This window comes from Neobacillus citreus (assembly GCF_018343545.2).
Taxonomy (GTDB): domain Bacteria; phylum Bacillota; class Bacilli; order Bacillales; family Cytobacillaceae; genus Neobacillus; species Neobacillus citreus.
The window spans coordinates 1-18,001 of the sequence record NZ_JAGYPE020000039.1 but is presented as its reverse complement, the minus strand read 5'-3'; the positions used below and the strand labels follow the sequence as shown (position 1 = coordinate 18,001).

Annotated in this window: 18 protein-coding genes; 10 read left to right on the top strand and 8 right to left on the bottom strand. The window is 43.7% G+C overall.

The genetic code is table 11. The annotated features are described in order from the left end of the window. Position 1: 1 nt before the first annotated feature. The 5 genes from KHB02_RS18935 to KHB02_RS18915 all read right to left on the bottom strand — a co-directional run bounded on the left by KHB02_RS18935 (position 2) and on the right by KHB02_RS18915 (position 4,438). Positions 2–760 (bottom strand): (S)-benzoin forming benzil reductase, encoded by a 759-nt coding sequence (locus KHB02_RS18935; RefSeq protein ID WP_213144299.1) that lies wholly within the window; start codon positions 758–760, stop codon positions 2–4. Positions 761–1,126: 366 nt separating this feature from the next. Further along, the gene (locus tag KHB02_RS18930) at positions 1,127–1,870 is read right to left on the bottom strand and encodes an ABC transporter ATP-binding protein (RefSeq protein WP_213144300.1); all 744 of its coding nucleotides are present in this window, start codon (positions 1,868–1,870) and stop codon (positions 1,127–1,129) included. Beyond that, entirely contained in the window at positions 1,867–2,565 is a 699-nt protein-coding gene (locus KHB02_RS18925) for an ABC transporter permease (protein ID WP_213144301.1), read from the bottom strand. The genes KHB02_RS18930 and KHB02_RS18925 overlap by 4 nt, the downstream gene beginning before the upstream one ends. Positions 2,566–2,627: 62 nt before the next feature. Then, positions 2,628–3,497: an ABC transporter substrate-binding protein gene (locus tag KHB02_RS18920; RefSeq protein WP_213144302.1), complete on the bottom strand. Its 870-nt coding sequence runs from the start codon at positions 3,495–3,497 to the stop codon at positions 2,628–2,630. Next, complete coding sequence (locus KHB02_RS18915) at positions 3,494–4,438, bottom strand: substrate-binding domain-containing protein (protein WP_213144303.1); 945 nt, start codon at positions 4,436–4,438, stop codon at positions 3,494–3,496. The genes KHB02_RS18920 and KHB02_RS18915 overlap by 4 nt, the downstream gene beginning before the upstream one ends. A gap of 244 nt (positions 4,439–4,682) precedes the next feature. Between KHB02_RS18915 and KHB02_RS18910 the strand changes: the two genes are divergently transcribed. Beyond that, positions 4,683–5,345, top strand: coding sequence for an FMN-dependent NADH-azoreductase (locus KHB02_RS18910; protein WP_213144304.1), 663 nt, complete (start codon positions 4,683–4,685; stop codon positions 5,343–5,345). Positions 5,346–5,382: 37 nt separating this feature from the next. On the opposite strand, the gene KHB02_RS18905 is transcribed toward KHB02_RS18910, so the two are convergent. Beyond that, a complete protein-coding gene (locus KHB02_RS18905; protein ID WP_213144305.1) occupies positions 5,383–6,165 on the bottom strand; it encodes an undecaprenyl-diphosphate phosphatase in 783 nt (260 codons plus the stop codon). 197 nt (positions 6,166–6,362) lie between these two features. Between KHB02_RS18905 and KHB02_RS18900 the strand changes: the two genes are divergently transcribed. Next, positions 6,363–7,121 carry a DUF4931 domain-containing protein gene (locus tag KHB02_RS18900; RefSeq protein ID WP_213144306.1) on the top strand — a complete coding sequence of 253 codons (759 nt, stop codon included), beginning with the start codon at positions 6,363–6,365 and terminating at the stop codon, positions 7,119–7,121. A 103-nt stretch (positions 7,122–7,224) separates the two neighbouring features. Next, on the top strand, positions 7,225–8,394 hold the full coding sequence (rodA, locus tag KHB02_RS18895; RefSeq protein ID WP_213144307.1) for a rod shape-determining protein RodA: 1,170 nt from the start codon (positions 7,225–7,227) through the stop codon (positions 8,392–8,394). Between the two features lie 262 nt (positions 8,395–8,656). Here rodA and KHB02_RS18890 read toward each other — a convergent pair whose 3' ends face one another. Further along, positions 8,657–9,649: an ABC transporter substrate-binding protein gene (locus KHB02_RS18890; RefSeq protein ID WP_213144308.1), complete on the bottom strand. Its 993-nt coding sequence runs from the start codon at positions 9,647–9,649 to the stop codon at positions 8,657–8,659. Between the two features lie 253 nt (positions 9,650–9,902). Between KHB02_RS18890 and KHB02_RS18885 the strand changes: the two genes are divergently transcribed. From KHB02_RS18885 to KHB02_RS18865, 5 genes are read left to right on the top strand one after another with little or no spacing between them, the layout of a single operon-like run. Continuing rightward, positions 9,903–10,907: a FecCD family ABC transporter permease gene (locus KHB02_RS18885; RefSeq protein ID WP_213144309.1), complete on the top strand. Its 1,005-nt coding sequence runs from the start codon at positions 9,903–9,905 to the stop codon at positions 10,905–10,907. After that, positions 10,904–11,959: a FecCD family ABC transporter permease gene (locus KHB02_RS18880; protein ID WP_213144310.1), complete on the top strand. Its 1,056-nt coding sequence runs from the start codon at positions 10,904–10,906 to the stop codon at positions 11,957–11,959. Before KHB02_RS18885 ends, KHB02_RS18880 begins: the two co-directional genes overlap by 4 nt. Positions 11,960–11,984: 25 nt before the next feature. After that, positions 11,985–12,806, top strand: coding sequence for an ABC transporter ATP-binding protein (locus KHB02_RS18875; protein WP_213144311.1), 822 nt, complete (start codon positions 11,985–11,987; stop codon positions 12,804–12,806). After that, positions 12,799–13,596: an IucA/IucC family C-terminal-domain containing protein gene (locus tag KHB02_RS18870; protein WP_213144312.1), complete on the top strand. Its 798-nt coding sequence runs from the start codon at positions 12,799–12,801 to the stop codon at positions 13,594–13,596. The genes KHB02_RS18875 and KHB02_RS18870 overlap by 8 nt, the downstream gene beginning before the upstream one ends. Then, on the top strand, positions 13,556–13,807 hold the full coding sequence (locus KHB02_RS18865; protein WP_213144313.1) for a DUF2573 family protein: 252 nt from the start codon (positions 13,556–13,558) through the stop codon (positions 13,805–13,807). The genes KHB02_RS18870 and KHB02_RS18865 overlap by 41 nt, the downstream gene beginning before the upstream one ends. A 154-nt stretch (positions 13,808–13,961) precedes the next feature. Here the strand turns inward: KHB02_RS18865 and KHB02_RS18860 are convergent, their stop codons facing one another. Continuing rightward, positions 13,962–14,093 carry a YuzL family protein gene (locus KHB02_RS18860; protein WP_213117818.1) on the bottom strand — a complete coding sequence of 44 codons (132 nt, stop codon included), beginning with the start codon at positions 14,091–14,093 and terminating at the stop codon, positions 13,962–13,964. Positions 14,094–14,312: 219 nt separating this feature from the next. On the opposite strand from KHB02_RS18860, the gene KHB02_RS18855 reads away from it, so the two are divergent. Together KHB02_RS18855 and KHB02_RS18850 are read left to right on the top strand one after the other, a co-directional pair. Beyond that, positions 14,313–16,700: a 3-hydroxyacyl-CoA dehydrogenase/enoyl-CoA hydratase family protein gene (locus KHB02_RS18855; RefSeq protein WP_213144314.1), complete on the top strand. Its 2,388-nt coding sequence runs from the start codon at positions 14,313–14,315 to the stop codon at positions 16,698–16,700. A 107-nt stretch (positions 16,701–16,807) separates the two neighbouring features. After that, the gene (locus KHB02_RS18850; protein ID WP_213144315.1) at positions 16,808–17,983 is read left to right on the top strand and encodes an acetyl-CoA C-acetyltransferase; all 1,176 of its coding nucleotides are present in this window, start codon (positions 16,808–16,810) and stop codon (positions 17,981–17,983) included. The last annotated feature ends 18 nt before the right edge of the window (positions 17,984–18,001 follow it).

The following is an 18,001-nucleotide window of genomic DNA, read 5'->3' as shown; positions in this document are numbered from 1 at the left end:
TTTATGTAAGTAAATCGTTAATGTTGTAAATTTGCCCGCTTTCAACAGTTCCACTTAAGACGAGGTCTACTAACGCCTCGGCCACTACATCCGCTTTTAAGAGGACATTTTTTTCCTTGAACCCGATGAATTTTTCGAGGTCTTTAAAGGCATCTTGGGATGAAGAGCGGATCGTTTCTTGCATCTTTGTATCCATAACCCCGGGACTGAAGGCGAAAATTTTATGATTGGTTCCTAGTTCCCTTTGCTCAAGAGCCGCTGTTTGCGTAAACATATTTAACCCAGCTTTTGAGCTGCAATACACGCTCCAGCCCTCGATTGGGTGGACAGCAGCACCCGAAGTCACATTGATGACCTGAATGGTAGTGTTTGTATTCTGGGCTTTATTTAAAAATAGATTGGTAATCAAGATTGGCGCAATTAAATTCACCTTAATGTTTCGAATAGTCGGCGTTTGGTCCAGGCTTCCAACCGTATGGATCGGCTCAATCACACCAGCGTTGTTGAAAAGAAGAATTTCTTCAGGATCACCTTTAAAGATAAAATGGGCAACTTCCATAAAAACTTCCTGAACTTCTTTATCCAAGGCAAGATTACAGGAAAAATGTCTATAATTTTCGCCTTTTTCAGCAGCAAGTTTTTTTAGTTCCTCATTTTCAGTTCGGGACACCGATATCACTGCCATTTGTTCTTGGAAAAGACGCTTCGTAATGGCTTCGCCCAATCCTTTCGAGGCACCGGTAACAATCGCATATTTCATGGAAAAATCCCCCTTAATTTTCATCCTTTCATTATTTTATGTTTGTAAAAGCTTTAATTCAAGAAAGAGGTTTCGGGAAAAATAAGTTTTATCTGCGGATCTATGGGGTCAATCGGCGAATTTTAGACGTTAATCGGCGGATTGAACCGGTTTATCGGACAATCTAAGCATTCTATCGGCGAATTGAAGGGCTCAATCGGCGAATTAAAAATGTCTATTAGCGAATTTAAACGTTCTATTAGCGAATCAAAGCATTCTATTAGCGAATTCAGGCCTCCTATTAGCGAATCCAAATTCCCGCTCCTCATCAGTACAGAACCAACAACAAAAAAACGCAGCCTCCCGTAAAGGAAAGCTGCAAAAAACTTAACGTGCAATCGGATAGAACTTTTTCCACTCATTTAAGAAGGACTGAGTGGAAGAATTGGGATGTTCAAGGACCCGAGGGGTAGGTCCGGATTGCTTTACTTCGCCGCCAACGATAATTGCCAGCCGGTTTGTTAGATAATGAATTTCCATCAAATCGTGGCTCACAAACACAGCGGTTGTCCCGGTTGCGGAAATAATCTCCTTGAAATCTTCCATGAGCTTGATTTTCGTAGGAAAATCTAAGGCTGAAAATGGCTCATCAAGAAATAGGATTTCCGGCTCGACAATCATCGCTCGCGCCAAATTCACTCGTTGTGCCTCGCCGCCGGATAAATAAAGGGCATTTTTTTTCGCCAAATGGCTAATCCCAAACAACTCCAGCCAGCGCGTAACTTTTTCCTTAATAACGCTTTTAGGAACCTTTCTTAACGTTAAACCAATGGCAACATTATAAAAAACAGTACCGTCTAAAAGTAAAGATTGCTGCAGTGCAATCGAAAATTTCCGCCGCAACTCAAGAGGAGCGCTGCCAGAGGGAATTACCTCTCCGCGGTAAAGAATTTCACCACTCGAAGGCTTCTCTAAAAAAGCAATCAGCTTCAGCAAAGTGCTTTTTCCCGCACCGTTCGGGCCCATAATCCCCAGAAATTCGCCGCTTTCAATTTGAAATTCAGGAATGTTAAGGATGCTCCGGTTCCCCGCATCATAAGTGATATTTTTCAATTCAATTAACGGTGTCACGAGAAACGCCTCCTTTGCTGCAGAAAAGTTAATGCCGCTGTAATCAACAGGGCTAGGGATAACAGGATAAACGACAAAGCCAATGCAATATCGAAGTTACCTTTTGAAACCTCCATCACGATGGTGGTCGTTAGGATGCGGGTATCTCCCTGGATATTCCCGCCGACCATCAGCGCGGCGCCTACCTCGGCAATGACTCGGCCAAAGCCCGCCATAATTGCAGCAACAATCGCAATTTTCGATTGCTTTAAGAGAATCATTAATGTCTGTAGCTTAGTAGCGCCAAGGGCCCTAATCTGTAGTAACATTTTTTCGTTGATTTGCTGGAAAGCCGAACTTGTCAGGCTTGTCACGATCGGTAACGAGACTAGTACCTGGGCCATCACAATAGCGGTCGGCGTGTAAAGCATTCTCATCTCACCCAGCGGGCCGGAACGCCATAAAAACATCGTTATCCAAAGACCGGCAACAACAGGGGGGAGGCCCATTCCCATATTGATGAATAATAATAAAACCCGGCGGCCGCGGAATCGCGACAATCCAAGCAGGATCCCAAGCGGCAGGCCAATCAGGGTGCTAATCAGAATGGCAATCAGACAAACTTTTAGAGTCAGCCATGTAATCGCAAAAACCTCAGGATTACCGGTAAATATCATCTCTATCGCTTTCTTCAGTCCATCGATTAGCAGTTCCATACGTACCTCCTGGTGCCGGGAAGGCCGTCCAATCAAGAGCCGCCTTCAGCTAAGTTAAGATTTTATTCTGTATAGCTAATAAATAAAGATTGTCCATATTCTTTCTTGCCAAAGTTTTCAATGACTTCTTGAGTCTTCTTATCTACCATGAATTTAACAAACTTTTCTCCGTCCTTGCTGTTGACCATATTATGTTTTTCAGGGTTAACCTGCATGACATGGTAAATGTTCATTAAATCTTGGCCGCCTTCAACGACGATTTTCAACGTGTCTAAGTTTTTCTCTTGAGCTAACCATGTGGCGCGGTCTGTTAATACATAGCCTTTTTTCTCAGCAGCAACCTGGAGGGTTTGTCCCATTCCTTGACCAGTGGACACGTACCATTCACCTTCTGGCTTTATTGTATCTGCCTGCCAGATGCTTAATTCTTTTTTGTGTGTACCAGAGTCGTCACCGCGTGAAATGAAAACACCCTTCGTATCAGCAATCTTTTTGAAGGCTGCTTTAATGTCCTGGCCACTAACATCGGCTGGGTTTTCCTTCGGCCCTACTAAAACAAAATCATTGTACATAACGCGTTTGTAGTTGATGGCATCTCCAGCGTCAACTACCGCTTTTTCAGCTGCAGGAGCGTGAACTAACAGGGCATCCGCTTCACCTTTTGTTCCCATTTCAAGGGCTTGTCCAGTACCAACTGCAATTGTTTTCACTTTTACGTTATTTTCTTTTTCAAACATTGGAATGATAACATCAAGCAAGCCGCTGTCCTGTGTACTGGTAGTGGTTGCTAAAATCATTTCCGTTGGAGCTGGCTTTTCTGTTGCTTTCTTTTCTTTAGGAGCAGCATTTGTTTTCGTATCGGAATTGCCGCACGCTGATAAAATTAAAAGCATCAAAGCAAATAGAGTAATCAATAAACGATTTTTTCTCATAAAATTAGTTCCTCCGATGTAGTTGTTTGATAGATGATTTTTCCTAAATCTGAAACATCATAACCTTCGAGATTGGTTAAGCTGTTTTTGAAACTGGCTGATTGCAGGAAGCGAATGAGTTCCGCCAGGCTTTGTTTGTTCTTTTCTGTGAAGCGAAAAACAAGGTCGAAATTTTCCTTTGCAACCGGTATAAAATCAAGCCCTAACTGAATGGCAGCGGACTGAATGCCAAAGGCGACATCGACGATTCCCCGGCTTATGTAGGAGGCGGCAGATAGGTGGTTCCATTCCTCGTTGCCATAGCCAAAAATTTTACTAGGATCGATTCCATAGCTTGATAGTTTAGAATCTAGTAAAAAGCGCGTTCCTGCCCCTTTTTGCCTGTTAATAAAATGCACGTCTTTTCTGGTCAGGTCGTGGAAATCCTGTATCCCTTTTGGATTCCCTTTGGCGACGATGAAGCCCTGCTCACGGGCGGCCAATCTCATCACCAAAATAGATTCATAAATAAATAACTGATGGATAAATGGCAGATTATATTCTTGTGATGTCGGGTCCAATAGATGGATGGCGGCAATATCAGATTGCCCACGATACAAGAGCATCAACCCTTCCAAACTTCCGATATAGGAAGGCTGGATTTGCAGGCTTAGGGCACTCGCTACCTGTTTGGAAATATGCTCAACCAGAAAGTCGTGGCTGCCAGACAAACGAATTGGTGCTGTATGATGGTATACGGGTGAAGCCTGTTCTTCAGCCGGTTTCTTTGCTGGCGCTTTCATGTTTTCTTTATATCTTTCCAGTTCCGCATGTTCGATTCTCATTTTATTACCGATCTTGAAGGCCTGAAGCTCTCCGCGTTTGATAAGCTCGTAAACGGTGTGCTTGGAAATTTGAAAAATCTGCGCGACTTCATCGGGAGTATAGGCCTTTTCCTCCATAACAATCCCTCCTTTTGCTAGTTTTCTAATATTTTAAAAAAATCATATCATATTGAATGTGACTTTTGTTAAGTTTTGTAAGGTTTTATTAAGTTTTGTTTAGAAATGTCACGAATCGTTCATGGTTCTAATCAGAATTCATAATACGTTCACAAACTTCACCTTTTGTTCAATAGTGAGCATATGAAGTTTGTTGTACTATTAATAGAAGGAGATTAATTTTTGAAAAAGGGAAGGGATTTGAATGTCCAAGCTTTTATATATAACCGCCAATCCGAAAGTAGATTCAAAGCTTTCAAAAGGGGCACAGATCGGGGAAGTGTTTCTTGAGGAATTCAAGAAAATACAGCCAGATGTTGGAATAGAGCATATGCACCTTTACAGCATGGATATCCCTGAAATAGACATGGATTTATTATATGGCCGGGCAAAGCTTTCGTTTATGGGGTATACGAAGGACCAGTTGTCTGAAGGCGAGCGGACGAAGCTTGAAAAAATGCATGCGCTGGCCGAACGTTTTATCGCGGCCGATTACTATGTGTTCGTGACGCCAATTTGGAATCTGGGCGCACCGCCGATTTTAAAATCGTTTATGGATTGTATGTTTCTTCACGGAAAAACCTTTACGAACACGGAAAACGGCCCGAAAGGATTGCTGACAGGAAGGAAGGCGCTTCATATTCAAACCCGCGGAGGCATTTATTCAACCGGCCCATTGGTCGAATTTGAAATGGGTGACCGCTATTTAAGAAAGGCCCTTGAATTCCTCGGCTTTGAATTAATGGACACCGTCTATGCTGAAGGGCTGGACCATTATCCAAAACAAATCCCGGAAATCATGACAGCGGCAAAAGAAAAAGCTGCTGATGCGGCCAGAGAAATGGCGAAAGCAATTGTTACAATATAAAAAAACACGGCTCGCACCGGAATGCGAGCCGTGTTTTTTAGAATTTTCCCGTAAACTGAAAGAACAGCACAATTAATCCCAGCACCCAAACGTACACCGCAAACGGCTTCAAGGAATGCTTTTTCAAATAGCCAATCATCCATCTGACCGCTATATAACCGAAGAACGCAGAAGAGACAATTCCGACGAGTAAGGCAGACAGTGAAATTTCCTCCGCACTGCCGCCAAACAAATCCTTTGTTTGCAGAACAATCGCTCCGGCAATCGCCGGTGTTGACAACAGGAAGGAAAAATAGGCTGCCGTTTCCCGGTCCAGCTTACGCCAAAGCGCCGCCACAATCGTCATTCCCGAACGCGAAATGGCCGGCATAATTGCAACCGCCTGAAATGTGCCGATGATAAAGGCATCCTTATAGCTGATGTCGTCCATTCTCTTATGGCCGTTTTTCGCAGAATCGGCCAGCCACAGGAATAAACCTGTAATTAAAAACTCCCAGCCAATCGTTACGCCTGTTTTGGAAATTTCATCAATATAATCTTTAAAGGCCAGTCCGAAGATCACCGCTGGAATTGTTCCGACAATAAGCAAAAACGTTAATTTACTGAACGGTTTCTTGAGGATTTTAATAAATTCATCCTTATAAAAGACGAACACAGCCAGCAATGTTCCCACATGCAGCATTGTATCGAGCAATAGGCCCGCTTCCTGCAGCCCGAACAAATTTCTTCCTAAATAAAGATGACCGGTACTGGAAATCGGCAGAAATTCCGTCAGCCCTTGAATAATCCCGAGGATAAGTGCTTCAAGTTTGGTTAACATATATTCCCTCTCAGTTCATATTTTTTTGGCAAAGCCTGTACATTCCATTCATATGCGTATTTTTACTTATTCATGAAAATCATCTGTTTTTTTACAGTTATGAAAAACAAATTATCTCCTAAAAGACAAAATAGGTGCAAAGGTGCTGCATTCTCCCATAAAATAAAAGTATAGTAATCCTCGAGAGGAGAATCGGGTTGGAAAATAAACATCTTTATTTTAATACTTCCATTGGGGTCAAAAAGCCGGAAAATTACCGTAATAAAGAGCAGGCTTGTCCATTTTGCGCCAGAGAAGAGCTTACCGACCTGATTGAGGTCGATGGTCCGATTATTCTCTTGAAAAATAAATATCCCGTATTGGAAAATGCCTATCAAACCGTGTTAATTGAAACGGACGATTGTCATGCGGAACTATCCACCTATTCAAAAGAGCATTTACATAGATTGATTAGGTTTGGATTGAAGCATTGGCTGGAGATGGAAGAGAGCGGAGGCTTTAAATCCGTTATTTTTTTCAAAAATCATGGCCCGTTATCTGGAGGCACCCTGGCCCATCCGCATATGCAAATTATTGGACTGAATGATCTTGACTATAAAGAAAGAGTCGAGCCTGAAATGTTTGAGGGCATTCTGATTGCTGAAGATAATGGGGTCCGCTTTACGCTTTCCACTAAGCCGCGTGTTGGTTTTTACGAGTTTAATATGGAAATGCCGGAGTTCGGCTATCAGGAGCGCTTTGCGGAATATATGCAAATGGCTGCTCATTATATTCTTCATCATTTTCCCTTTAGGGCGACGAGCTATAATATTTTCTTCCATCATCTTGATGGAAAAATTTACGCCAAGGTTGTACCTAGGTTTGTAACGACGCCGCTTTATATTGGCTACGGTCTTCCGCAGGTGCCGAATAACCTGAATTGGATGGCGGACGAACTGAAGCGGATTTATTTTTAGATTATGTAAATTCACCCAAACACGGTTTGAAAGTTGTGATTTGTGTTCATTAAAAATATAATGGAGGAATGTACAAGTCTTTTTTTTAAGGTGGGACTTCTTCGTGACTTCAAAGAACACAACCTCCAAGATTGATTACAGTCTTGTTTTGATAGTATTATTGTTGTTTTTGGCTAGCTGTGTGTCGATATATAGTGCGCAGGCGAGCGGTCAATATAAGGAAAACTTTCTGCTGAAGCAAATTGTCTGGTATGCGGTTGGCGGCGGGATTGTCGCGGCGGTGATGACGCTGGATTCCGATCAGCTCCGCAAATTAACTTGGTACGCTTACGGCTTTGGTATCTTTTTGCTCGGCTTTTTAATTGTTGCACCGACCAGCATTGCTCCTGTAATCAACGGGGCGAAAAGCTGGTATAAGGTTCCTGGCATGGGATCTTTGCAGCCTTCTGAGTTTGTAAAGATTTTTATCATTTTGGCACTGGCGCGGGTGATTGATGACCATCATCAAAAAAATCAAGTTAAAACGCTGCAGACTGACTTTTGGCTGCTGGTGAAGCTTGGTCTTGTGACAATGGTGCCGTTGCTCTTGGTGATGCAGCAGCCTGACTTAGGAACCTCGCTCGTATTTTTGGCCATTTTATTAGGGATGATCTTTATCTCGGGCATTTCATGGAAACTGCTTGTGCCCATGTTCTCAGCCGGAATTGTGCTTGCATCAACCATTCTCTATTTTGTTTTATGGAAGCCTGATTTGCTGGAAAAATATCTAGGTGTCAAACAGTATCAGTTCGGCCGGATTTATTCATGGCTCGACCCTTATAATTTCCAAAGCTCGGCCGGTTATCAGCTAACCAAATCGTTAATGGCGATTGGCTCTGGGCAAACTGGAGGGAAAGGCTATGGCCACCGGGAAGTATATTTGCCGGAAAGCCATACTGACTTTATTTTCAGTGTTGTCGGCGAGGAATTCGGCTTTATTGGCGCAAGTGTGCTGATTAGTTTGTTCTTTTTGCTAATTTACCATATTACAAAGGTTGGAATGGAAACAAAGAATCATTTTTATACCTACATTTGTGTTGGTGTCATCAGCATGATTACCTTCCACGTCTTCCAAAACATTGGCATGACCATCGGTGTCCTGCCAATCACCGGTATTCCGCTCCCGTTCATCAGCTACGGGGGAAGCGCGTTGATGGGGAATATGCTGGGGCTGGGATTGATTTTTTCCATCAGGTATCATTATAAAAAGTATATGTTTTCGACAACGGCATAATTGGTTTGAAAAAGAGCGACTTTGTTTCGCTCTTTTTTTTCTGTATGTACTGGGTTTGGCGGATAACATTTGGAAGTCGGCGGATAACTCCTTGAACTTGGCGGATCCGGCCAGATTCGGCGGATAACTCCTATATTTCGGCGGAAATCTGCCCCAATTTGGGGGATAAACTCTCCAAATATGTCCACAAAGGAGAAAGAGCAGGGCCATGGCAAGCCCTGCTCTTTCAATGTGAATTGTATATGGGAAGTTTTTTTAAAAACTATTTCTTAAGCATGATTTTTTCAAGATCATCTAGCATCAAGTTGGCCGCAATAACCCCGCCGGCAGTGTTCCAAACAGCATCGCTGACCTCATGGGCATTGCCGTTTTTAACAACATTTAAGTTTTTCCAAAGCGGGTCCGTTGTCCATTCCTTAGCGGTATTTAAAGCAGTCTGGTCGCCGTTAGGAGCGTAAGTGAAGTAGAAAAGAACGTCCGCGTCCATTTTCGGGATGACCTCTTTGCCAACCTCAACTGCCAGATTTCCAAGTTTATTAGAAGTTGTAAATAGCTCAGCCTGCTGGGCAGCACGCTTAAATCCTAACTCTTTAAAAATCACCCCAGAGAAGGAATCTGTATAATAGATTCGGGATTTTCCAGCCATAAAGCGGACGACTGAAACCTCCTGATTTACTTTGCTACCAAGTTTTTCCTTTAATGATACAACTTTATTATCGAAATCGCTTAACACCTTGTTGCCTTTTTCTTCTTGATTGACAGCTTTTGCATATAATTTAAAGTTTTCCTTCCAATCACCCCGCAGCGTTTCAGAAAAAACGGTTGGGGCAATCGCACTAAGTTGATTGTATACTGCTTCCTGACGCATCTTGGTACCGATAATTAAGTCCGGCTTCAGTGCAACGATTTTTTCCACATTAACTTCGCTTTCAGTTCCGACAACTTCTACGCCATTCATGTCTTTTTTAATATGATTATACCATGGGTCGCCTAGCCAGGATTGAACAGCGCCGACTGGTTTAATGCCTAAAGCTAATAATGCTTCAGTTCCTTCGTTTGTCAAAACCACCACGCGTTTAGGTGTGCCCTTAATTGTGGCAGAGCCCATCGCATGTTCAACTGTATACGATTTTTCGGTTGTAGTTCCATTTTCCTTCTTCTCTGTTGATTTTTCTGTATTCCCGCCGCCGCAAGCCGCCAATAAGAAAACAGCCATGACGGAAAAAAGGGTTAGAAATGATTTTAATGCTTTCATCTAGGTATGTATCCTCCTTATTCAATTGTGAATGATAATCATTTTCATTTACAACCTAATCATAATGTGCCTGCCGTTCAGCTGTCAACAGTTTTATTGAAAATGATTTTCAAAATCAATGACAATTTCATGAGGGCTGGCAGCATCATAATTGAAAACGGTTATCAATTTAATTGACAATCATTATCAATTAGCGATAGACTAAAGTAGTGAGAGGATTTGACTAAAGATAAAGAGAGAAAGGTTTTTCAACATGCTTTTAAAAAGTTCCTCCTTAAAATGGGCCGGCTTATTTGCGGCTATTATTCTAATGCTGTTACTTATGTGTGCGAGTGTCATCTTCGGATATACAGACACGAATTTGCAAATGGCGATTGACGCTTTTACAAACAATAATGGCTCAAATGAGCATATCATCATTCAAACGGTCCGGCTGCCACGGGCATTGATTGCTTCCGTAGTCGGCGCAAGTCTCGCGATTGCCGGGGTGTTAATGCAAACCTTAACGAAAAATCCGTTGGCATCACCCGGGATTTTTGGGATAAATGCGGGGGCAGGGTTCGCTGTAGTAGTCGCGATTACCTTATTTTCTATTGATAGTACACAAGGATTTAATGCATTAGCCTTCCTTGGAGCAGCGGTCGCGGCCATCAGCGTTTATGTCATTGGCTCCGTAGGTCGCGGCGGTTTAACACCAATGAAATTCACATTAGCGGGTGCGGCCATGGCGGCTATGTTCTCGTCTTTTACGCAGGGTTTGCTCGTTTTGAACGAAGCCCTCTTGGATCAGGTGCTGTTTTGGCTCGCTGGCTCGGTCTCCGGCCGAAAGCTGGAAACGCTTGTTTCAGTCTTGCCGTACATAGGAGCAGGCTGGCTTGGCTCCCTCCTGATTTCTGGAAAAATGAATATCCTTGCTATGGGGGAAGACGTAGCGAAAGGACTTGGGTTAAATACCGGGTTCATTAAAATCGGCATTGGGGTGCTTGTCATCTTACTTGCAGGTGGATCCGTGGCTGTGGCCGGACCGATTGGCTTTGTGGGAATCGTCGTGCCTCATATCACCAGGTCGATTGTCGGAATTGACCATCGCTGGGTTATCCCGATGGCCGGGGTTTTAGGGGCTATATTATTATTGGCAGCCGATATTGCTGCCCGATATTTGTTAATGCCGTCAGAGGTTCCTGTCGGTGTGATGACTGCCATTATTGGAACTCCGTTCTTCATTTACATTGCAAGAAAGGGGTTCAATGCACGATGAGCAAATATAAAAATTTCCGTCTGTTTAATGGCAGATTCTCTGTTTTAATGGACCGCAAAGCTGGAATTACTTTTACCGTCCTGCTGATCATCACGTTTGCGGTTTTTGTCCTGAGTACGGGATCCGGGGAAATGAAAATTAATCCTCTGACCGTTTTAAAGGTGTTATTTGGCTCCGGGCCGGATATGGAGACGCTGGTCATCACCTCCTTCCGCCTGCCCCGCATTATTGTCGCCCTCATTGTTGGCCAGTGTTTAGCAACAGCTGGCGGTATTTTGCAAGGGATGATCCGCAATCCGCTGGCATCTCCTGATGTGTTGGGAATTACCGGCGGGGCGGCGGTTGCTGTTGTCGGCTTTTTAGCGATATTTAGCGACAAAAACCACTCGCTTACCGTCAGCATTGCTTGGCTCCCGCTAGCCGCTTTTATTGGCGCTGGGGTTGTAGCATTTTTAGTTTATTTCCTTGCTTGGAAAAATGGAGTTTCACCGATTAGGCTTGTGTTAATTGGAATCGGAATTTCCACCCTTATGCAGGCATTAACAACCCTTTTGATGGTGATGGGGCCCATTTATCAGGCGAGTCAGGCGAATATTTGGATTACCGGAACCGTCTATGGCTCCAATTGGAAAAACGTCGCCATTCTTGCCCCGTGGGCAGTGATTTTTTTGATTATTGCCTTTGTGGCAGCGCGGACGCTAAATATCCAAGAGCTTGGCGATGACGTAGCGACTGGCTTGGGTGAAAAGGTACAGAAGCACCGTTTTCTATTATTAATGATTAGTACGGCATTAATCGGCGGTTCCGTGGCATTTGCCGGCGGCATTGGCTTTGTCGGGCTAATGGCACCGCATATGGCGCGCAGGCTTGTCGGGTCGTCCTTTGGTGCGTTGCTGCCGGTTTCAGCATTGCTTGGCGGAATCCTTGTGATGCTGGCAGACCTGATCGGCCGGACGATGTTTTCACCGTTGGAGGTGCCTGCAGGAGTATTTACAGCAGGAATCGGTGCCCCTTACTTTATTTACTTACTTTTTAAAACTAGAAATATCTAAATCTTGCTGAAGGAGCTGGCTTTATATGACAAGTTCGATTGAAACAAAGGAGTTGTCCATATCCTACGGAGAAACTCTCATCATAAAGGAATTAGATTTAAAAATTCCTAAGGGTGAAATTACTGTCTTTATAGGTGCAAATGGATGCGGAAAATCGACTCTGCTTCGTTCAATTGCCCGTCTTCTAAAGCCGAAAAGCGGCTCTGTTCTTCTTGATGGTAAAGCAATCTCCAAGTTATCGACAAAGGAGATTGCAAAAAAAATGGCGATTTTGCCACAGTCACCGACTGCACCTGAAGGCTTAACTGTCCTGCAGCTTGTTAAGCAGGGACGCTATCCACACCAAACTTGGCTGCGGCAGTGGTCGGAAGAGGATGAGAAAAAGGTAAAAGATGCCCTTAAAGCAACACGGCTAGAGGATTTAAAGGACAGACCTGTGGATTCCCTTTCCGGCGGCCAAAGGCAACGGGCTTGGATTGCCATGACCCTGGCTCAGGATACAGAAATTATTTTACTTGATGAGCCGACGACCTACCTGGACATGACCCACCAAATCGAGATTCTTGATTTGCTTTTTGAATTAAATGAGAAGAAAAAACGGACGGTGGTCATGGTGCTACACGACCTAAATCTTGCCTGCCGTTATGCCCATAATATTGTCGCCATCAAGAATCAAAATGTCTACGCCCAGGGAAAGCCGGAGCATGTGATCAACTGCAACCTGGTGAAAAACGTATTTGATATGGACTGCGAGGTAACAATGGACCCGTTGTTTGGAACTCCATTATGCATTCCATATGGCAAGGGAAGATGTATATTAGATAAGGCGGCGGCTGCCAATGGTTAAACTGCTAACAGATGAAGAAATTGCTGTACTAAGTAAATACAGGCTCAAAGCTGCTTTGGAAGATTCCTTTGAAGCAGCTCATTTACTTGATGAAGCCTTCTTAAAAAATTTTATGGCGGACCTGTCGAAAACGATAGGTGCTCCCTCGGAAAAAATAGCTTCCTCGATTTTTATCAAAAGGTATGCCTTTTTAGCGGTAATTTCGCTTTATGCGATGACCGCCTGGAATAAAAAAATCAATGTTTCGTTTGAGGCTGTTAAAATGGAGGCCGCTTCAGAAGAGAGTAACTGGCTTCCGGCTTTCTCACTCAAGGATTTTACAGCTGAAGATTGGGATACCAGGGAAGCACGTTCTCAATGGCGGAAAGGTGTGGTCAAAGAGCTTTTTGCAAAAAATATTTACCCGCTAATAACACTGTTTGAAAAAACATTTGGTATTTCGAAATTGATTCTGTGGGAAAATATTGCTGTTTATATATTTTGGCTGTACGAATCACAATTAAAAGAACATAAAAATGCAGTAGAGGATTTTTCGTTCTTAATTTTTGAAGCAGAAGGGTCTTTGTTTGGCCGCTATAAGCTGAACCCACTGCAAAAATATTACGTTGAAAAAATTTATTTGGATGAGCAGGCAGAAGAGGTACGTATCAGAAAAACGTGCTGCTTTACATACCAGCTTGAAGGGAGCAGCAAACGCTGCAAAACCTGCCCGTGCAGTCTAAATGTCAAGAATGGAAGGTGCCAGGAAGATGGAGAAGGATTTTGCTCAGCAGTTCGAGGCCTTGCTTGAGAAATATAGTGAGCTGTTGGTTGGGGAAACTGATGGAGAGACAAAAGAAAAAGTTAAGGCTTGGGCGCTGTACTCGCATATCGCCAAGTCGATGCCAGCGTTAATCGGCCACTGGAGTGCGCTTTATCCGGAAGCGCGCGCGGAAATGAAGGAAATTATTAATGAAATTAAGGTCTTAAATGAACAGCATAGGCAGTCTACGAAGAAGTAATTTTTCGATTCGCCGATAGAATTGCCGGATTCGCCGATAGAGACTTGAAATTCGCCGATAGAATCGAAAAATTCGCCGATAGACAACTCGGAATGCGAATTTCCACCAAAAAAGGTGCTCCAAACTGAACCCAGGAGCACCTTTTTTCTAACAATTATCGTTTAAATTGACTATTCTGGCTGTTTTGCTTGTCCACTCCGCTTGCTTCGCGGCCCGGTCCGGCATTACCTTGCACACTCGCTGCGCTGACGCCTGCCTTAGACGGATTTTTCTTCATTTTCGCCATTGTTTATCACCTCAAAATATAGGTTGCCCAGCCCCAAAAATATATATCGTAGTGAGAAGAAGAATCATTATTCAAAAAAATTTCAATTTTCCACGTTTACCGATTGCACAATTTTTTGAAATATCTTATAGTAATTAGTAGTAAAACTCATTCAGGTGTTTGAAATTTTTTTACCCAAAAAATGAATGAGTATTCATTCAAAGTTTGAAGGGGGAGACAATGTTGAACCAATTAATCAAAAAAGCAGCCGTTTTAGGATCCGGAGTGATGGGATCAGGAATTGCGGCACATCTAGCAAATATCGGCATTCCAACACTATTATTGGATATCGTGCCACGTGAATTGACAAAAGAAGAAGCAGCCAAAGGACTTACATTAGAAGATAAACAGGTACGCAACCGCATCGCAGCCACAAACATTCAAAAATTACTTAAGCAAAAGCCAGCACCACTTTCAGCCAAGAAGAATATCGCGCTAATCGAAGCAGGTAATCTTGAAGATGACCTTGAGAAACTGAAAGATGTTGACTGGGTGATCGAAGTAGTCGTTGAAAACCTCAATGTTAAGAAGCAAGTTTTTGAAAAAGTTGACCAATACCGCAAACCAGGCAGCATTATTAGCTCCAATACTTCTGGTATCTCTGTTGAAGCGATGGTGGAAGGCCGTTCAGAGGATTTCCAAAAGCACTTCCTTGGAACACACTTTTTCAACCCGCCGCGCTACCTGAAATTATTAGAGATCATCCCTACACAATATACTGATGCAGAAGTGCTTTCATTCATGAAAACATTTGGCGAGGATGTCTTAGGTAAAGGTGTCGTTGTAGCGAAGGATACACCAAACTTTATCGCCAACCGCATCGGAACTTACGGCCTGCTCGTCACTGTCCGCGAAATGTTAAAGGGCGGTTATAGTGTCGGTGAAGTTGATTCCCTCACTGGTCCACTAATTGGCCGTGCAAAAAGTGCTACCTTCCGAACTCTTGATGTAGTTGGACTAGACACTTTCTATCACGTTGCTGGGAACGTGTACGAAAAAGTCGAAGGTCACGAGAAGGAAGTTTTTGAAGTACCTGCTTTCCTTAAGCAAATGATTGAAAACGGCTGGTTAGGAAGCAAGTCTGGTCAAGGTTTCTTCAAGAAACAAGGTAAAGAAATTCTTGAATTAGATCCACATACACTTGAATACGGTCCGCGCAAAAAGCTGTCTACTCCATCCATGGAGCTTGCTAAGCAGGAAAAGGGCACCGGCAACAAATTGAAAGCGCTTGTTTACGCAAATGACCGTGCCGGACAATTTTTATGGAATACCAACTCCCAAAACTTAGTTTATTCCGCTAAGCTTTTAGGGGAAATCGCGGATAATATCGTTTCCATCGACCGTGCCATGAAATGGGGCTTCGGCTGGGAGCACGGACCGTTCGAAGCATGGGATGCCATCGGTGTTGAAAAATCGGTAGCGAAGATGAAGGAACAAGGCATGGAAGTCCCTTCGTGGGTAACCGAAATGCTCGAAAAAGGCTTTACTTCCTTCTATAAAGAAGAAAATAACGAGCTTTACTACTACGATAAAGGTGAATACAAGCTTGTTGAGTTCAATCCAAAAACGATTGATCTTAAGAAAATTAAGAAACAAAAAGGCGTTATTAAGAAAAACAGCGGCGCAAGCCTAATCGATATCGGTGATGGAGTAGCACTCTTAGAGTTTCATTCTCCAAACAATGCACTCGGCATGGACACGATTCAAATGATCAACTTTGCTGTTGATGAAGTGGAGAAAAACTACAAGGGTCTTGTTATTGGCAACCAGGGCAAGAACTTCTGCGTCGGTGCTAACCTAGCAATGATGCTGATGGAAGCGCAGGATGACAACTATTGGGAGCTTGACATGGTAGTTCGTCAGCTTCACAAAGCATTATTAAAAGTAAAATACAGCGCCAAACCGGTTGTCGCTGCGCCATTTGGCATGACACTTGGCGGCGGGGCTGAGGTTTGCTTGCCATCTGCACATATTCAAGCTTCTGCTGAAACGTATATGGGTCTTGTTGAAGTCGGAGTCGGACTATTGCCTGGCGGTGGTGGAAACAAAGAGCTTTACATCAAACACTTAGAAAACATGCCAAACGGAGTTCAATTCGACCTCCAGCAGGTTGCCAATAAGGTATTCGAATCAATTGCTACTGCAAAGGTTTCCACTTCTGCTGAAGAAGCGCGCGAGAATAATTTCTTAAGCAAAGCTGACGGAATCAGTGTAAACGGTGACCACTTATTATATGATGCAAAGCAAGCTGTACTTGCTTTACACGAAAAAGGATATAAAACACGCGTGAAGAAGAAGGTACCGGTTGTTGGTGAAACTGGTTATGCAACACTTTTACTAGGTGCTGAAGGGATGAAGCTTTCAGGCTACATTTCTGAGCATGACCTAAAGATTGCGAAGAAAATCGCCTACGTCATTGCCGGCGGTAAAGTACCATATGGTACCGAAGTCGACGAGGAATATCTATTAGACCTTGAAAGAGAAGCTTTCTTAAGCTTAATCAAAGAACCTAAAACACAGCAGCGCATGCAGCACATGCTTGTAAAAGGCAAGCCGTTAAGAAACTAGAAACGAGCTTGAAGTATTAAACGTTAAGTGACAGCCAGGGGCCCTGCGCCCTTGGCAGACATATAGATTCGTATATTCCAAGATTGGAAGAAAGAGAGGGAACTTACATGAGAGAAGCGGTAATCGTTGCCGGAGCAAGAACACCGGTCGGCAAGTCGAAAAAAGGAACGCTTGCCCAGGTTCGTCCTGATGATTTGGGAGCATTAGTCGTTAAAGAAACATTAAAGCGTGCCGGAAATTATGATGGTAATATCGATGATTTAGTCATAGGCTGCGCGACACCTGAAGCAGAGCAAGGCATGAACGTGGCAAGAAACATTGGGGCATTGGCAGGACTTCCGCACACGGTTCCAGCCATTACTGTCAATCGTTTCTGCTCATCCGGTTTGCAGGCGGTTGCCTATGCTGCACAATCCATCATGCTTGGGCACACTGACACAGCGATCGCCGGCGGAGTGGAATCAATGAGCTTGCTGCCAATGGGTGGACACGTGATCCGGCCAAACGCAAAACTAGTCGAAAGCGCACCGGAATATTACATGGGAATGGGTCATACAGCTGAAGAGGTAGCGAAAAAATATGGCATTACCCGTGAAGAGCAGGACGCTTTTGCAGTAAGAAGCCATCAACGAGCTTTCAAAGCCATCCAGGAAGGCAAATTTGTTGATGAAATCGTTCCAGTTGATGTTACTTTCCGTTCTGTCGGTAAAGACAATAAACTGGTTGAAAAAACAATCAAGTTTTCTGTTGATGAAGGTGTTCGTCCGGAAACAAATCTTGAAACACTTGCAAAGCTTCGTCCTGCATTCTCGGTAACAGGTTCAGTAACTGCCGGTAATGCATCACAAACAAGTGATGGTGCGGCTGCAGTTATGATTATGGACCGCGAAAAAGCTGAAGCACTTGGCCTTAAGCCATTGGCAAGATTCCGCTCCTTCGCTGTCGGCGGCGTTCCGCCGGAAATCATGGGTGTCGGTCCGGTTGTTGCCGTTCCAAAGGCTCTTAAGCTTGCTGGCCTTGAGGTTTCCGATATCAACCTGTTTGAATTAAACGAAGCCTTTGCTTCCCAGTCCATCCAGGTCATCCGCGAGCTTGGCCTTGATGAAGAAAAAGTGAACGTAAACGGCGGTGCGATTGCATTAGGCCACCCGCTTGGCTGTACAGGTGCAAAATTAACCTTAACGCTAATCAATGAACTAAGACGCAGACAGGAACAATTCGGTGTCGTTACCATGTGTATCGGCGGCGGAATGGGTGCTGCAGGCGTATTTGAATTACTTTAATTTATTTGGCGGCGGCCC

Coding starts and splice junctions, on each gene's coding strand:
- KHB02_RS18935 (WP_213144299.1), bottom strand. CDS start 760: ATGAAATATGCGATTGTTACCGGTGCCTCGAAAGGATTGGGCGAAGCC.
- KHB02_RS18925 (WP_213144301.1), bottom strand. CDS start 2,565: ATGGAACTGCTAATCGATGGACTGAAGAAAGCGATAGAGATGATATTT.
- KHB02_RS18920 (WP_213144302.1), bottom strand. CDS start 3,497: ATGAGAAAAAATCGTTTATTGATTACTCTATTTGCTTTGATGCTTTTA.
- KHB02_RS18915 (WP_213144303.1), bottom strand. CDS start 4,438: ATGGAGGAAAAGGCCTATACTCCCGATGAAGTCGCGCAGATTTTTCAA.
- KHB02_RS18910 (WP_213144304.1), top strand. CDS start 4,683: ATGTCCAAGCTTTTATATATAACCGCCAATCCGAAAGTAGATTCAAAG.
- KHB02_RS18905 (WP_213144305.1), bottom strand. CDS start 6,165: ATGTTAACCAAACTTGAAGCACTTATCCTCGGGATTATTCAAGGGCTG.
- KHB02_RS18890 (WP_213144308.1), bottom strand. CDS start 9,649: ATGAAAGCATTAAAATCATTTCTAACCCTTTTTTCCGTCATGGCTGTT.
- KHB02_RS18885 (WP_213144309.1), top strand. CDS start 9,903: ATGCTTTTAAAAAGTTCCTCCTTAAAATGGGCCGGCTTATTTGCGGCT.
- KHB02_RS18880 (WP_213144310.1), top strand. CDS start 10,904: ATGAGCAAATATAAAAATTTCCGTCTGTTTAATGGCAGATTCTCTGTT.
- KHB02_RS18875 (WP_213144311.1), top strand. CDS start 11,985: ATGACAAGTTCGATTGAAACAAAGGAGTTGTCCATATCCTACGGAGAA.
- KHB02_RS18870 (WP_213144312.1), top strand. CDS start 12,799: ATGGTTAAACTGCTAACAGATGAAGAAATTGCTGTACTAAGTAAATAC.
- KHB02_RS18865 (WP_213144313.1), top strand. CDS start 13,556: ATGGAGAAGGATTTTGCTCAGCAGTTCGAGGCCTTGCTTGAGAAATAT.
- KHB02_RS18860 (WP_213117818.1), bottom strand. CDS start 14,093: ATGGCGAAAATGAAGAAAAATCCGTCTAAGGCAGGCGTCAGCGCAGCG.
- KHB02_RS18855 (WP_213144314.1), top strand. CDS start 14,313: ATGTTGAACCAATTAATCAAAAAAGCAGCCGTTTTAGGATCCGGAGTG.
- KHB02_RS18850 (WP_213144315.1), top strand. CDS start 16,808: ATGAGAGAAGCGGTAATCGTTGCCGGAGCAAGAACACCGGTCGGCAAG.